Here is a 15,380-nt window from a genome sequence, read left to right on the forward strand (position 1 = left end):
CCCTTTCTGTCTTTTTTAGGACCCTTACCATATTTGGTAGGGTCCTTTTTGTATACAAAGAGAGGAGATATAAAAATGAAAAAACTTATAAGTAGATTAAGAGTTGTATTTCATGTTCGCAAGTTTGTTCCATTCCTATTTGACTTTTTTACTTCAAAAGAGGTTTCAATAAAGAAGAAAATTTTATCTATCGCTTTTTTAGTTGGGTATGTTGCGATGCCACTCGATTTCATTCCAGACTTCTTACCATTTATCGGTATTCTAGATGACATTGGAATCGTGTTATTCATTTTGAACCGAATTGTAAAAATGGCACCAGTGCAATTACAAGAGAAGCATAATATGAATATAGGATAGGAGTTAAAGTATGGAGCAAATTATTTTAGATATAATCGAGTTTTTAAAGCAGTTTTCTTATTTTGGAGTTGTATTAGCATTAACGTTTGAATTTATTCCAGCAGAAGTAGTTTTGCCCATGGTTGGGTATTGGGTATACGAGGGTGATATGAATTTTTGGCTAGCTGTATTAGCTGGAACACTAGGTGGAACGACAGGACCATTAACGTTATATGCACTCGGTTATTACGGTGGTCGTCCTCTATTAATAAAATACGGGAAATACTTCTTTATTAAAGAAGAACAAATTCAAAAAGCAGATGATTTCTTTGAGAAATATGGGCCAGTTGTAGCATTCGTTGGACGTTTTGTACCGGGAGTTCGAACGCTTATTTCCGTTCCGTGTGGTATGGCGAAAATGAACATATGGAAATTTATCATATATACATTTGTTGCAATGTTCCCGTTAACGACTTTATATGTCTATTTTGGAATGAAATTAGGTCCGCATTGGGCAAAAGCGGCGGATGTTGTTGGAGAGTATATGCTACCAATATTAGGGGGCGTTCTTCTTATTGTGGCTAGTATCTTTATCTATAAATTTATGAAAAAAAGAAACAAAACGGAATCTATCTAGTTAGTAGTAATGAAGTTTGCATATTTTTTGAAAATGGATGAATAGTACAGGCAAAAGACTCTGAAGGACATACACATATAAGGAATAAAAAAGAAAGAAGGGAAAGACTATGTCTTGTGAGTGCTCAGGAACAGTTTTAACGTGTTGTTCGGATGATAGTAATAATTTTGTCCAAGATAAAGTTTGTAATCCGTGGTCTAGTGCTGCTGCTAGTACGTTTACTGTGTATACAAATAATGTGAACCAAAATATTGTTGGAACAGGTTATTTAACTTACGATGTAGGTCCAGGCGTTAGCCCTGCAAACCAAATTACAGTAGCAGTACTAGGTCCTGGCGGAGGAACTATTCAAACATTCACCGTTTCTGAAGGAACAAGTATTTCGTTTACGTTCCGCCGTTTTGATATTATTCAAATTACGACACCAGCTCCGATAGGAACGTATCAAGGAGAATTTTGTATTACGACAAGATATTTAATTTCATAGAGAGGGGAAAATGAAATGGGGAATTGTAGTACTAATCTTTCATGTTGTGCAAATTCACAAAAAACAATTGTGCAAGATAAAGTGTGCATTGACTGGACTGCGTCGGCAACAGCAGAAGTTATTTATGCAGATAATATTTCTCAAGATATTTACGCATCTGGGTATTTAAAAGTAACGACTGGAACAGGACCTGTTACGATTGTGTTTTATAGTGGCGGGATAGCGGGGACTCCGGTGGAAACAATTGTTGTTGCATCTGGAAGTAGCGCATCCTTTACAGTTCGTCGTTTTGATACGGTTACAATTCTTGGAACGGCAGCGGCAGAAACAGGAGAGTTTTGTATGACGATTCGTTATACTTTATCATAGAATATTGCAATATTTCGATAAAAACCGTGCAAACTATGTATTCGTTTGCACGGTTTTTTGTGGACCTTTAGCCTTTTTCAAAGGTAATAGTTGTTTGTAAACAGAATATACTTATAGGCAATCACGCTTTGATTTACAATAAGTGAGTTGAAAACAGTAGCGACCCTCGATATAAGTAGATGGATCAGTTGGAATATCGATTATAGAAACAGATTGTAAGTTTGATCCTGTGTATGAAATGGTATTACCAGGTAGAACAGTGAAAGTACTAGAATTATTACTTACTATTTGTACAGTTAAAGCATCTGTACTGTTTTTGCTGTTGTATACAGAGATAGTTCCAGATGCTGAAATACTTCCATCATCTTTCCAAATAGTTAATGTTGGATAAATTTGTTTTGATTGTCTTTGAGCAACAGAAATAAAATCATTTGAAATGAAAATATTACCTGCAAATTCATTTGTAATGAGTTCAGCATCGCATTGTTCAGGCGGGGGGATAGGAGGAGGACAGGGACAAATGGGTTGACAAATGATAGATAAAGGAGCAAAGCATCCGATGTTTTTATGGGGTTTCAATAGAATCCCTCCTTTTTCATGAGATTGTTTACTATTATTAAATGTAACAACACGGAAGATGTTGTTAATAAATGGACAAAAAAATAAAAAATTTAAATAGTTTACTAGGCAGAGAAAACGGTATGATTTGTCGGTATCGAGAAGTAATCGGTGTCTATTAGACAAAGAGGGTCTGTTTCATATAAATGTGGAATTTCATATGAAATTGACTGTATGTTTACAAAAGTGAAATAAATTTTATTTTTAATTTAAACGAAATTAATATACGTTCAGTACAATAATCATTGTAATTAATTCATTATATGAGGAGGATTCACGTGGACAGAACTGTTTTACGAAAAGTAAAAGGCCTTATTGGATTATTAATGGTTTTTGTATTAGCGTTTGTATCAATTCCGTGGAGTACATCAGTCAAAGCGGAAGAGAAAAAGCAAGAAAAGGCAGCGAGTGAGAAGAAGTTAGTTTTTCCGGTTGTAAGTGATGTGCATATTAAAAACAGTGGAACAGATGATACGTTTCGCTGGAAAAGGGCGATTGAACAGTTCAATACACTAGCACCGAAGCAGGATGCATTTGTTATTGTAGGTGATTTCACGGATACAGGATCAGTGCAGCAATATGATCGTTTCATGCAAGTGTATAATGAAAATGCAAATAAAGATGCCGTGCGAATGAATTCTCTTGGTAATCATGATTACTGGAACGGTTTATCTGCAGAAGGCGCGCAGAAGCGTTTCTTAGAAAAGACAGGAATGGAATCGATTTACTACCATAAAGTGGTAAAAGACTATCATTTCCTTGTTATGTCGCCAGAAGATGGGACAACGCATGGGTATTATTCAGACAAGCAAATTAATTGGTTAAAAGAAGAGATGGCGAAAGCGCAAAAAGATGATCCAGAAAAACCGATTTTCGTATTTTTACATCAACATATTAAAGATACAGTATACGGTAGTCAAGAGTGGGGAACAAAAGATAGTGCGAAAATTAATGAGGTATTAAAAGAATATCCGCAAGTGATTACATTCTCAGGTCATTCACATTATCCGTTAGATGATCCGAGATCGATTCATCAAAAAGACTTTACATCAGTTGGTACATCTTCAGTAAGTTATATGGAAGTTGAAGGCGGTAAAGTACAAGGAAATATCCCGCCAGGAGCTAGTACATTAAGCCAAGGTTTATTAGTAGAAGTAGATGATGAAGAAGTAACGATTAATCGCCGTGATTTCCATACAAATTCTTGGACAGGCGAGCCTTGGAAAATTAAATTGCCAGCAAAGAAAGACACATTTACACATGTAGAAGATCGTGATAAAGAAAAGCCATACTTTGCTAAGGATGCAAAGCTTGCTGTATCAAATGTAACAGAAAATGCGGCAACAGTAACATTCCCGCAAGCGTTGGATAATTTGCTTGTTCATTCTTATCGCGTACAAGCAAAGGATAAACAAACAGGCGAGATTAAAAACAAATTATTAGCATTCTCAGAGTTTTACCGTGACCCAGTGCCAAAAGATCTTACGTTTACGCTTGCAGGGTTAGATGGCGGGAAAGCATATCTACTTGAAGTCGTTGCAATTGATTCATTTGGCAATGAAAGTGTGCAGCCGTTAACGGCAGAAATTACTACGAAAAAAGATGATATTGACCCGAATGTAAAAGTGCCACAGGCTGATGTTTTCGATGTGAATTTCTTAGATGGTACATTTAAAGATAATTCACCATTTGGTACAAAGGGTGATGTGAAAGGGAATGTATCGATTGCATATGATAAAGCTTTAAAAACAAATGTAATGAAATTGAATGGACAAGCTAATACATTTGGGTATCTTCCATTTTCAGCGACGCAAAAAGAAAAAGTAGCAAATTCGTTTACGTTAGAAACTGTATTTTCAATGAATGAAATTCGTGGGCAAGGTATTTTGCAAAATACAGAGGGCGGCGGAATTGGTTTTGAATCTACAGGCGATGGAAATGTAGAATTATGGGCTCATATTGGTGGTAGTTATAAACGTGTTGGAACGAAATTAGAAGCTAATAAAACGTATCACTTAACAGGAACGTATAATGGAAGTGAAGTAGCAATTTACGTAGATGGTAAAAAAGTAAATAGTCTACCAGCTCAAGGGAAAGTGTATCATCCGAACGTACCATTTGCATTTGGAGCTGATCCTGATAGCAATGGAAATGGTGGTATTCCGTTAAATGGACAAATTGCGTTAGCGAAATTATATAGTAAAGCATTAAGTTCCTCAGAAGTATTAGCAGCGTACAATCAGTTTTCTAATCGTACGAAGTTAGAGCAAGTAAATGCGTTATTTGAAGAGCTTGGAAAAGTAAAAGAAGTGTTAGCTGGTACGTATGAATTTGGTGATAAGCCAGGTCAATATTCAAAAGAGGCATTTCAAGAATTAGAGAAAAGCTATAATAATGCAAAGCAAGTGTTTGAAAATGTAGCAAGTGCTGGGGAACAATTTGTTCAAACGTATAATGAATTAAAAACTGCACATCAAACATTTGTACAATCTAAAGTAGTAGAACAACCGAAAACACCGAAAGAAAAATTACAAGCGAACATTGAATCTGCCAAAGCTGTCGTAAAGAAAGCACAAGATGCGAATGTAACGGATGGTGCAGTGAAATCATTGCAGCAAAAAATTACAGTTGCAGAGGCTGTATTAAAAGATGCGAAAGTAAAAGATGCACAGGTAGAAATGATGAATCGTACATTAGAGCATGCGATTTCACTCGTTGAAAAAAGTATCAACAAGTAAGGTATAAGAAAAAGAAGCTTATCATGATAGGCTTCTTTTTTGTTATACTAAAAGGAGCATAGAAAAAGGGAGCGAATAATTTGGAACAGAAAAAGCTAAAAAGAATTCTTGAATATGTATGGATCGCGGTTGTGCTCCTTGTAGGATATTATTTCTTAGAAGATAAAAGTATTTGGATTCTATTTTTAATGACGTTCTTATTAGCGGGTTTAGGCACGTTATTTATTAACTTTTTCTTTGATAGTGTGAATGCATGGAAGAAGAAAAAGAAGGGAACGAAGTAAAGGAGATATGTATGCAAAAGTGGAACTCGTGTATGACCGAAATAGGCATTTTGAAGTGTTCCACACCAATAGGAAATTGGGCATATGTTTCATTTTACAATCGTTAACGAAAAGCATAAGAATAGCTCGCCAGTTTATAGGCGAGCTATTTTGTTATGCTTTTTTCTTTTCATCATTTGTTTTTTCAGTAGCTAGATGACTATGTTTTCTAGAGTAGAAGAAATAGAAGCATAAGCCGGCTATAAGCCAAGCTATAAAGCTAATCCATGTCGTTTTAGACAAATTAATCATTAAATATAAACAACAAAGAATCGCAACAATTGGTAATACAGGTACGAAAGGTGTACGGAATCCTCGTTTTAAGTCAGGATGTGTTTTTCGTAAAATAAGGACAGCGCAGCAAACGAACGTGAATGCTGTTAACGTACCGATGTTTACTAAGTTTGCTAGTAAGTGTAAGTCTAAAAATCCTGACAATAAAGCGGCAACAACGCCAGTGATCCACGTATTTAATAAAGGGATTTTTACTCTTTTATTTACACGCGCTAATGCTTTTGGAAGTAAACCATCGCGGCTCATCGCATACGAAACGCGAACTTGTCCATACATAACGACTAAAAGAACGGTTGTCATTCCCGTCATGGCTCCAACAGCGAGCAGTCCTGCAATTGTATCTTCACCAACGAAATGCAGTGCAAATGCAACTGGATCAGAAACATCTAATTGTGTATAAGGAACCATGCCTGTTAAAACGAAAGATACAATCATGTATAAAACAGTACAAATAAGAAGGGAACCGATAATGCCAATTGGTAAATCACGTTGTGGCTTTTTCGTTTCTTCTGCAGCAGTTGCGATTGCATCAAAACCTAAAAAGGCAAAGAATACAGTGGCCGCTCCAGTAATAATACCGTCGTATCCGAATGGAATGAACGGTGTCCAGTTTTCAGGTTTTACATATTTTGCACCTGCTACAATAAAGGCGATAATAACAGCTAATTTTATTAGCACCATAATATTATTAATGCGTGCGCTTTCGCGTATACCAAAACTTAAAAGACCAGTAATGAGTAGTAAAATACAAACAGCTGGTAAATCAATCAGCCCACCTTTTCCGACGCCAGGGGCCGAAGCAATAATGGCGGGAAGGTGTATGTTAAAGCCTTGTAGTAGAGATTGTAAGTAACCAGACCAACCGACAGCTACCGCTGCGACTGCCAGTAAATATTCGAGCATTAAACACCAACCAACGATGAAGGCGACGACTTCTCCGACTGTCATGTATGCGTAAGTATACACACTTCCTGAGACAGGTATAGAAGAAGCGAATTCAGCATAACAAAAGGCTACGCAAGCACAAGTAAATGCAGCAATGAGGAATGATAGCATAATACCAGGACCAGAATGTTTTGCTGCAACAATCCCTGTTAATACAAAGATCCCTGTTCCAATTACGGCGCCAATTCCTAAAAAGGTTAAATCGAGTGCCGTTAATGTCCGATCTAGTTGCCGTGGTGATTCGGTACTAAGTGCTTTTTTTCGCAATAATGACTTCACTTTGGACTCTCCCCCCGTTTTTTCATTTCCATAACTGCGACTATAGTATGGGCCCACTAGAAAAGAGTATGTAAGGAAATGGAGGTACAGTTATGGTATGTAGTTTTTTAAAATTGCTGGATTAATTTTATTATAATTCAGAATATTTTGTCAAATAAAAATATGACAAATAAAATGCGGATGAATAGGGGAAACTACTTGCAGAAATGGACGGGGGTTACCGATTCGCTTCGGATAAAGAAAACCCACTCATTAAAGTTTCACTTTATAGAGTAGGAGAAGATGTTATGTTATTTTATTTTGAACTTGTCGTCATTTTACTTTGTACGAAATTAGCTGGTGATATTAGCGTAAGACTCGGCCAGCCTTCTGTACTTGGTAAATTAATTGTTGGTATTATTATCGGTCCGGCTGTGCTTGGTATTATTAATAGTTCTGAATTGATTGATGAACTGAGTGAGATTGGTGTTTTGTTACTCATGTTTATGGCTGGGCTTGAAACAGATTTAGAAGAGTTAAATCGGAATTTGAAATCATCATTTGCAGTAGCGGCTGGTGGGATTATTTTTCCTTTCATCGGTGGTTATGTAACAGGATTGCTGTTTGGATTAATGCAATCCCATGCAATTTTTTTAGGTTTATTACTTTGCGCAACGTCAGTTAGTATTACAGTACAAACGCTAAGAGATTTAGGGAAAATGAATACGAGAGAAAGTACAACGATTTTAGGTGCTGCTGTATTTGATGATGTCATTGTCGTTATTTTATTAGCGTTTGTTATGAGCTTTTTAGGAACGCAAGATGTGAATATAACGCTTGTTATCGTAAAGAAACTTATTTTCTTTGTTAGTATTGTTTTTATCGCATGGAAAGTTGTTCCGTGGATTATGAAAATGCTTGTCCCACTTCGTGTATCGGAAGCGTTAATTAGTGCGGCACTTATCATTTGTTTCTCTTTTTCGTATTACAGTGAAATGATGGGGATTGCAGGTATTATTGGAGCGTTTGCAGCAGGGATTGCTATTTCTCAAACAGAGTATAAGCATGAAGTAGAACATAAAATTGAACCAATTGCTTATGCGATATTCGTGCCGGTGTTCTTCGTAAGTATTGGAATGGAAATTACATTTCAAGGTATTGGAAGTCAACTTTGGTTCATTATCATCATGACGCTTATTGCGATTTTCACAAAGTTAATCGGATCAGGTTTAGGAGCAAGATTAACAGGATTCAACCTTCAATCTTCTATTAGTATCGGTGCAGGGATGGTGTCGCGCGGGGAAGTAGCGCTTATCATCGCTGCAAATGGACTTACGGCGAATTTATTAGCGAAAGAAAATTTCACAGCGATTGTCATTGTTGTTATATTAACGACAATTATTACGCCACCGCTTTTGAAGAAATATTTCGTATAGAGAGGAAGGGCTTATCTGATGCAGGTAAGCTCTTTTGTATTGCAAAAAGCAATGGTCATGTGGCATGAAAAGTTTATAATTATGGTAAAATCTATGTATGTGATGACAAGGAGAGGGAAGAGTGGAGATTACGAAGTGGAGGTTAAATAGTGAAAGCTTCAACATTACTATTTAAAATTGAAAATAATATGGATCAATTTTCACCAGCTGAAAAGAAGATTGCCATGTACATAATGGAGAATGCAGAGATTGTTCCGAACTTAACGACGAAAGAAGTGTCAACGAATGCAGGCGCAAGTGAAGCGAGTGTTGTTCGTTTTTGTAAGTCAATTGGGATTGGGAGCTTTAAAGCATTTAAAATAGCGCTCGTTCGTGAATTAACGATTGCTGATTATAATATTAATGATTTTTCAGTGATGAATACGGAAGATGGACCGTACGATTTGTTTAATAAAGTTACGTATGTGAATAAAGCTGCAATTGAGGCGAGCGTTACGGCTATAGATAAGAAGGAGCTGGAGAAAGCAGCGGACCTTATTGTAAATGCGGATAAAATTATATTTTACGGAGTAGGCGGATCAGCTACTCCGGCGATGGATGGGGCTTATAAATTTACAAGGCTCGGATTTACAGCGATGATGCTATCTGATTTTCATATGATGTTGCCACTTGTGACGAATTTAAAAGAGGGCGATATATTTGTTGCGATTTCAACATCTGGTCGAACGAAAGATGTGCTTGAAATGGCGCAATATGCGAAGAGGCAAGGTGCAACGGTTATCGGAATTACGAAGCTTGATCAATCATCCCCTTTATATAAAGAATCAGATATTCGCCTTTGTATGCCAGATGTAGAGCAAGATCATCGCATCGCGAGTATTGCTTCCAGAATGACACAGCTGAATATGATTGATGCTTTATATGTGATTACTTTTAATCGTATTGGTAATAACGTATTGGATCAATTTATGGAGACGAGAGAAGAAGCTCTGCGGTTACGGAAGTTAAAATGAAAAGATGGGGAAACCCATCTTTTTTTGCATATTGACATAAAGTGAAACTTTAATAAGTGGGGGTTTTGTTCATCCCCCACTTATTATTAGTTGAACCAATCGGACTTTTACAGGCAGTTGATCCCCCACCGATCTTCTTTGCTTTCGCTGAATTTGAGGTGGGGGTCTTACTGCCAGTTAAAGTGACATAAATTCGTCATGAAGAGAAATAAAATTTCATAAAATAAGAAAGTAATATTGATTTTAAATTTCTCGAAGTTATAATAAAAGTATGAAATTAAATTTCAGAGAAGGTGACAACATGTTAGAAAATTTATCTACAGAACATCGCAATGAGAAGACGATGAACCTAGATGAGATGAGCATAAAAGAAGTTTTGCAAAGTATGAATGAAGAAGATCGAACTGTTGCGTTAGCAGTTGAAAAAGAGATAGAACAGATTGAAAAAATTGTCCAAATTGTTATTAAATCCTTTGAAGAAGAGGGTCGATTAATTTACATTGGGGCTGGTACGAGTGGCCGTTTAGGCATTTTGGACGCGGTGGAATGCCCGCCTACATTTGGTACAGATGACACAATGGTGCAAGGATTTATAGCAGGTGGATTGAAAGCGTTTACTAAAGCGGTGGAAGGTGCTGAAGACCGCGAAGAGTTAGCAGAAGAAGATTTAAAAAGTATTGGATTAAATGAGAAAGATACTGTAATTGGCATTGCAGCAAGTGGTCGAACACCGTATGTAATTGGTGGCTTGAAATACGCGGGTAGCGTGGGAGCGAGTACAGCTAGTATTTCTTGTAATAAACATGCTGAAATAAGTAAATATGCAAAATTAAATGTGGAAGTAGAAACAGGTGCAGAAATTTTAACAGGATCAACGCGCTTAAAAGCTGGTACAGCACAAAAATTAGTGCTGAATATGATTTCAACAGCTTCCATGATTGGTGTTGGGAAAGTATATAAAAACTTAATGGTAGATGTTCAATCTACAAATGAAAAGTTAGTAGAACGATCAAAACGAATTATTATGGAAGCAACAGGCATTAGTTATGAAGTAGCGGCAGAGTATTATGAAAAAGCAGAACGTAACGTGAAAGCTGCGATTGTTATGGTGCTATTGCAGTGTGAGCATGGGGAAGCACTGGAGAAATTAAAATGCGCGAAAGGGTTTGTGAAGAAGGCATTATAAAATAATAGGGAGGGGATTCTATTATGAAGAAAGAAGAGAGAATGGCCAAAGAAATTTCGGAGCAACTTGGAGGAATAAAAAATATTCGAGGCATTGCTCATTGTATGACGAGGCTACGATTAACGCTTCATGATGAAAGTAAAGTGAATATGGACCTTTTGAAGAAGGTTGAAGGGGTTATGGGGGTCATTGAAGATGAAACGCTTCAGGTTGTCGTTGGTCCAGGGACAGTAAATAAAGTAGCAGCTGAAATGGAAGGTTTAACGGGACTGCGAATTGGTGAGGTGGCAGATCATCACCTTGAAGATCTTGGACAAGAGATGAAGTCAGAGATTAAGAAGAAAAATAATACATCAGTGAAAAACTTTTTACGAAAAATAGGAAGTATTTTCATTCCGTTAATTCCTGGTCTTGTTGCGTCAGGAATTATAAACGGAGTCGCTAACTTTGCGAAAAATGCAGGTGCTGACCCGAATGCAACGTGGCTGCAAATGTTACTACTTATTGGCGGAGGTATCTTTACATTCCTAGGAATTTTAGTCGGCTGGAATACAGCGAAAGAATTTGGCGGGACACCGGTTCTTGGGGCAATTGCTGGTATTTTAATTTTCAACCCGGCAATGGCGAACGTAAAGTTATTCGGTGAAGCGCTCGTACCCGGACGGGGCGGATTGTTTGCAGTTATTTTTGCAGCGTGGCTTATGGTTGTAGTGGAAAGACAAGTTCGAAAAGCTGTGCCAAATGCAGTTGATATTATTGTGACACCACTCATTACTGTATTAGTGGTAAGTATCGTAACGATGTTAGCAATTCAGCCAGTTGCAGGTTTCTTATCTGAAGGAATTACAAGCGGAATTAATGCTATTTTAAATATTGGTGGAGCGTTTGCTGGAGCAGTGCTGGCCGGAACATTTTTACCTCTCGTTATGGTCGGACTACATCACGGTTTAACACCAATTCATATGGAATTTATTAATCAAACGCAAGTAACGCCTTTATTACCGGTACTCGCAATGGCTGGCGCTGGGCAAGTAGGAGCAGCGATTGCGATTTATGTAAAAACAAAAAATAAACGACTTCGTAACGTAATTAAAGGTGCATTGCCAGTTGGATTTTTAGGAATTGGCGAACCGTTATTATACGGGGTTACATTACCACTTGGGAAACCGTTTCTTACTGCTTGTTTAGGCGCAGCAGTTGGCGGTGCATTCCAAGCAGTTATGCACACAGCCGCACTCGGAATTGGCGTATCAGGATTATCTTTAATTCCGTTAATTGCTGATAATAAATATTTATTATATTTCCTTGGATTAGTAGTGGCATATACTTTCGGATTCATCTTTACGTACTTCTTCGGATTCAAAGAAGAAATGGCAGAAAATATATAGAAAAAGAGAAAGGGATTTCCTTTCTCTTTTTCTATTCATAGAGAGGGAGATTTATATGATAGGAGTTTCAATTTATCTTTCAAAAGAGCGAGTAGAGAAACAAGAAGAGTGGCTAAAAGTAGCGAAGGAAAACGGGTTTTCATCTATTTTTACATCACTTCATATTCCAGAAGATGATCCAAATACGTATAAAGAGTTAATTCAAATACTTGGGAAACAAGCTCTCGAAAATAAAATGGAGTTAATGGTTGATGTCTCTCCGAAATCGTTACATCATTTAGGAATATCGTATGAAAATGTGGAAGAGTTATTGGGCTTTGGCATTACTGGTTTACGAATGGACTATGGCATTGCGCCGAAAGAAATTGCGCGCGTGTCCCATAAGATGAAAGTGGCTTTAAATGCGAGTACGATTACAGAATCTTTTTGGGAAGAGTTAATCGCTGAAAAGATACGGATAGAGAATGTAGAAGCGTGGCATAATTTTTACCCGCGTCCCGAAACAGGACTAGCAAAGTCGTTCTTGCAAAAGCAAAATCAATATTTACATGAGTGCGGAATAAAAACGATGGCATTTATTCCGGGGGATAGGGAAAAACGTGGTCCGTTATATGAAGGTTTACCGACGTTAGAAAAGCACCGCAATATGCGCCCGCTTGAAGCGTATTTAGAACTTGTACAAGATTGTGGTGTCGATAAGGTGTTAATTGGAGATATAAGCGGAAGTCTAGAAAGTGTACAAGAGATTGCGGGTGCGAGTAGAGGGATTATTCCGCTGCGCTATAAATCACTTATAACTGATAGAGAAGTATTAAAAATGGTAGAGAGAGTGCATACGAATCGATTAGACCCAGCGCGTGATGTCATTCGCTCTGTAGAATCAAGAGAAGGAAATAAAGTTGTGTTACAGCCACTACATACAATTGCAAGAAAGAAAGGCAGCATTACAATTGATAATGAATTATATGGTAGATATGCTGGAGAGATGCAAGTTGTTGTACATGATTTACCTGTAGATGAGAAAGTGAACGTTGTTGGAATGGTTGTGGAAGAGGATATTTCATTACTGCCTTTTATTCATGCGGGACAGAAATTTAAACTTATTTCTAACGATTAAAGTCAAAAAACATTATCCATAAAGAGGATAATGTTTTTTTGTTAGGAGTGCTTTCGTATTAAAGCTCTAGTTGGCTGAACAGCAACAGTTTTGAAGTGAGAAAATAAATAACATCCTGTCACGACGATCATTGTACCTAAAATTTGTATCCACGTTAATTCTTCTCCGAGGAAAAAGAATGCTAAAATTGCTGTGAAAATTGGATTGAAGTTTAGAAAAATCCCTGACGTTGTAGCTCCTAATTTCTGTACGCCAATATTCCAAAACACCATACAAAGAACTGTAGAAATAAGCCCTGTATATAAAAGTGATGTAATGAAAGACGTATTTATATTTGTAACAGTAAAGTTCCCTATGTTAAATGGCAGTAATAAAATCACGCCGAAAATACCAGAATATAACGTCGCCATAAGTGGCGTCGTTGTTTTTGTTGCCCATTTACTGCAAACAGAATACATTCCCCAAATGCAAACTGCCGCCATCATCCATAAATCTCCGCTATTAAAATGTAGTGAAAATAAAAGTGAGAAATCACCTTTTAAAAGTACGAGAATTACCCCAAAGAATGAAAGAATCATGGATAGAATTTGAAGTGTATTTACTTTTTCTTTTAAAAATAATACTGAAAATAGTGCAATTGAAATTGCGTTCATTGTAGAAATAAGCCCTACATTCGTTGCGGATGTTTTTTCTAATGCTAAAAATTGAAAGATGTTAAAAAGAGCGACCCCTGAAATTCCCATCAGTATTAACGGAAGTATTGCAGCACGTGGTGGAATGATTTTCTTTTCTTTAAACCATACCATCGGCAATAAACAAACAATGGCAATGATCCATCTCAAACTTGTCAGTGTCATCGGTGAGGCATGATCGACGAGTGATTTCCCAACGACAAAATTTCCTCCCCATAATAAGCTCGTGAGTAATAATAAAAAGACATAAAAATAAGGCATGCTAAAATCCCCTTTGTTGTAATCAATGTGAATTGTAAATAATTTTAGCATTTTTCTTTATTGTGTAATATATTCTTTTGTATAATGGTAAAAACTAAATAAAATGTTTAGTTATAAATGATATTCGCGGAAAAACATTCAGTTTTATATAGATTATAAGATGTTTTTTCGAATAATCATCGGTAGTAAAAAGGGGGGATTTTGGTGGAGTCATCTGTTATTAAAGTGTTGGATGATTTAGATGTACAAATTTTAGATATATTGCAGAAGGAGTCACAAGTAAGTAATGCAGAGCTAGCACGCCGCGTTAATTTATCACCAGCTGCGATGCACGCAAGAATAAAAAGGTTAGATGGGGAAGGATTCATTGATAAGCAAGTAGCCATTTTAAATCAAGAAAAGCTTGGGTTTGATTTGTTATGCTTCATTTTTATGAGTACGAATATTCATCAATCCGATAAGCTAGAAGTGTTGGAGAAAGAATTAGAATCGATGCCGGAAGTGTTAGAATGTCACTGTTTAACGGGAGAGTACGATTATTTATTAAAGGTTGCAAATCGTGATCGCAAAGAGTTGGAGCAGTTTATTAGAAAGCTGAATAAGCTTGGTATTACACGTATACAGACGAGTTTAGCACTTCGCGAAATTAAATATTCGACGGTATTGCCGATACGAAATGAGGAACCGAGCATAGATTAGATTGCTTGGTTTTTTGTTGTATAAAGTGATTGACGGGAGGAAAAGAGAGATGTATTATTATATAAAATTATGTATTAAAATTCATTTTAAGTTATAAATATTAATATCGGGGGCAAGGGGATAGCATATGAAAATCTTTAATGCAGTCACAAGTGATGTGCAAGAAATTTATAATCTCATTGAGATTTACGCAAAAGATGGAGTTGTTTTACCGCGTTCTCTATTATCTCTCTATCAATATTTGCAATGTTTATATGTGATGAAAGAAGAGGGGGAAATTGTTGGAGTTGCTGGATTGCATGTGTTAGGGGAAGATCTTGCAGAAATACGATCGTTAGTCGTTTCACATACATATGCAGGGAAAGGAATAGGGCGCATGCTCGTAAATCATGTGATGGAGGAAGCTACGAAAATACATGTGAAAAGAGTGATTTCCTTAACGTATGAAACAGTATTTTTTCAAAAGTGTGGATTTGATTTTGTAAATAAAGAAGCATTGCCAGAGAAAGTATGGATTGATTGTAGACATTGTCCAAAAGTTGATTATTGTGATGAGGTGGCGATGGTTCGGTATGTTGGATGA

At 36.8% G+C, this 15,380-nt stretch carries 16 protein-coding genes; 13 read left to right on the top strand and 3 right to left on the bottom strand.

Annotation, left to right across the window (positions count from 1 at the left end):
* Positions 1 to 75: 75 nt before the first annotated feature.
* The 4 genes from ACQKNI_RS16900 to ACQKNI_RS16915 all read left to right on the top strand — a co-directional run bounded on the left by ACQKNI_RS16900 (position 76) and on the right by ACQKNI_RS16915 (position 1,829).
* Positions 76 to 357 carry a YkvA family protein gene (locus ACQKNI_RS16900; protein WP_088232410.1) on the top strand — a complete coding sequence of 94 codons (282 nt, stop codon included), beginning with the start codon at positions 76 to 78 and terminating at the stop codon, positions 355 to 357.
* A gap of 10 nt (positions 358 to 367) precedes the next feature.
* Positions 368 to 973 (top strand): DedA family protein, encoded by a 606-nt coding sequence (locus ACQKNI_RS16905; protein WP_088232411.1) that lies wholly within the window; start codon positions 368 to 370, stop codon positions 971 to 973.
* A 109-nt stretch (positions 974 to 1,082) separates the two neighbouring features.
* Complete coding sequence (locus ACQKNI_RS16910; protein ID WP_088232412.1) at positions 1,083 to 1,460, top strand: DUF3992 domain-containing protein; 378 nt, start codon at positions 1,083 to 1,085, stop codon at positions 1,458 to 1,460.
* Positions 1,461 to 1,475: 15 nt separating this feature from the next.
* Positions 1,476 to 1,829 (top strand): DUF3992 domain-containing protein, encoded by a 354-nt coding sequence (locus tag ACQKNI_RS16915; RefSeq protein WP_088232413.1) that lies wholly within the window; start codon positions 1,476 to 1,478, stop codon positions 1,827 to 1,829.
* A 111-nt stretch (positions 1,830 to 1,940) separates the two neighbouring features.
* Here the strand turns inward: ACQKNI_RS16915 and ACQKNI_RS16920 are convergent, their stop codons facing one another.
* The gene (locus ACQKNI_RS16920) at positions 1,941 to 2,408 is read right to left on the bottom strand and encodes an S-Ena type endospore appendage (RefSeq protein WP_088232414.1); all 468 of its coding nucleotides are present in this window, start codon (positions 2,406 to 2,408) and stop codon (positions 1,941 to 1,943) included.
* Between the two features lie 317 nt (positions 2,409 to 2,725).
* Between ACQKNI_RS16920 and ACQKNI_RS16925 the strand changes: the two genes are divergently transcribed.
* Together ACQKNI_RS16925 and ACQKNI_RS16930 are read left to right on the top strand one after the other, a co-directional pair.
* The gene (locus ACQKNI_RS16925; protein ID WP_141552127.1) at positions 2,726 to 5,185 is read left to right on the top strand and encodes a LamG-like jellyroll fold domain-containing protein; all 2,460 of its coding nucleotides are present in this window, start codon (positions 2,726 to 2,728) and stop codon (positions 5,183 to 5,185) included.
* Positions 5,186 to 5,265: 80 nt separating this feature from the next.
* Positions 5,266 to 5,469 carry a hypothetical protein gene (locus ACQKNI_RS16930; protein WP_088232485.1) on the top strand — a complete coding sequence of 68 codons (204 nt, stop codon included), beginning with the start codon at positions 5,266 to 5,268 and terminating at the stop codon, positions 5,467 to 5,469.
* Between the two features lie 153 nt (positions 5,470 to 5,622).
* On the opposite strand, the gene ACQKNI_RS16935 is transcribed toward ACQKNI_RS16930, so the two are convergent.
* Positions 5,623 to 7,026 (bottom strand): amino acid permease, encoded by a 1,404-nt coding sequence (locus ACQKNI_RS16935; protein WP_088232416.1) that lies wholly within the window; start codon positions 7,024 to 7,026, stop codon positions 5,623 to 5,625.
* 206 nt (positions 7,027 to 7,232) lie between these two features.
* Between ACQKNI_RS16935 and ACQKNI_RS16940 the strand changes: the two genes are divergently transcribed.
* From ACQKNI_RS16940 to ACQKNI_RS16960, 5 genes are all read left to right on the top strand, one after another.
* Positions 7,233 to 8,441 (top strand): cation:proton antiporter, encoded by a 1,209-nt coding sequence (locus ACQKNI_RS16940; RefSeq protein ID WP_098882881.1) that lies wholly within the window; start codon positions 7,233 to 7,235, stop codon positions 8,439 to 8,441.
* Between the two features lie 149 nt (positions 8,442 to 8,590).
* Complete coding sequence (locus ACQKNI_RS16945; RefSeq protein WP_088232418.1) at positions 8,591 to 9,454, top strand: MurR/RpiR family transcriptional regulator; 864 nt, start codon at positions 8,591 to 8,593, stop codon at positions 9,452 to 9,454.
* A 301-nt stretch (positions 9,455 to 9,755) separates the two neighbouring features.
* Positions 9,756 to 10,640 (top strand): N-acetylmuramic acid 6-phosphate etherase, encoded by an 885-nt coding sequence (gene murQ, locus ACQKNI_RS16950; RefSeq protein ID WP_088232419.1) that lies wholly within the window; start codon positions 9,756 to 9,758, stop codon positions 10,638 to 10,640.
* 23 nt (positions 10,641 to 10,663) lie between these two features.
* Entirely contained in the window at positions 10,664 to 12,028 is a 1,365-nt protein-coding gene (locus ACQKNI_RS16955; RefSeq protein WP_098882882.1) for a PTS transporter subunit EIIC, read from the top strand.
* Positions 12,029 to 12,083: 55 nt separating this feature from the next.
* Positions 12,084 to 13,145 carry a DUF871 domain-containing protein gene (locus ACQKNI_RS16960; protein WP_098882883.1) on the top strand — a complete coding sequence of 354 codons (1,062 nt, stop codon included), beginning with the start codon at positions 12,084 to 12,086 and terminating at the stop codon, positions 13,143 to 13,145.
* 41 nt (positions 13,146 to 13,186) lie between these two features.
* On the opposite strand, the gene ACQKNI_RS16965 is transcribed toward ACQKNI_RS16960, so the two are convergent.
* Entirely contained in the window at positions 13,187 to 14,098 is a 912-nt protein-coding gene (locus ACQKNI_RS16965) for a DMT family transporter (protein WP_098882884.1), read from the bottom strand.
* 204 nt (positions 14,099 to 14,302) lie between these two features.
* Between ACQKNI_RS16965 and ACQKNI_RS16970 the strand changes: the two genes are divergently transcribed.
* Both ACQKNI_RS16970 and ACQKNI_RS16975 read left to right on the top strand, forming a co-directional pair.
* On the top strand, positions 14,303 to 14,797 hold the full coding sequence (locus ACQKNI_RS16970) for an Lrp/AsnC family transcriptional regulator (protein WP_088232423.1): 495 nt from the start codon (positions 14,303 to 14,305) through the stop codon (positions 14,795 to 14,797).
* Positions 14,798 to 14,924: 127 nt separating this feature from the next.
* Positions 14,925 to 15,380, top strand: coding sequence for an N-acetyltransferase (locus ACQKNI_RS16975; protein WP_098882885.1), 456 nt, complete (start codon positions 14,925 to 14,927; stop codon positions 15,378 to 15,380).

The organism is Bacillus sp. NPDC094064, from assembly GCF_050279585.1.
Lineage (GTDB): Bacteria > Bacillota > Bacilli > Bacillales > Bacillaceae_G > Bacillus_A.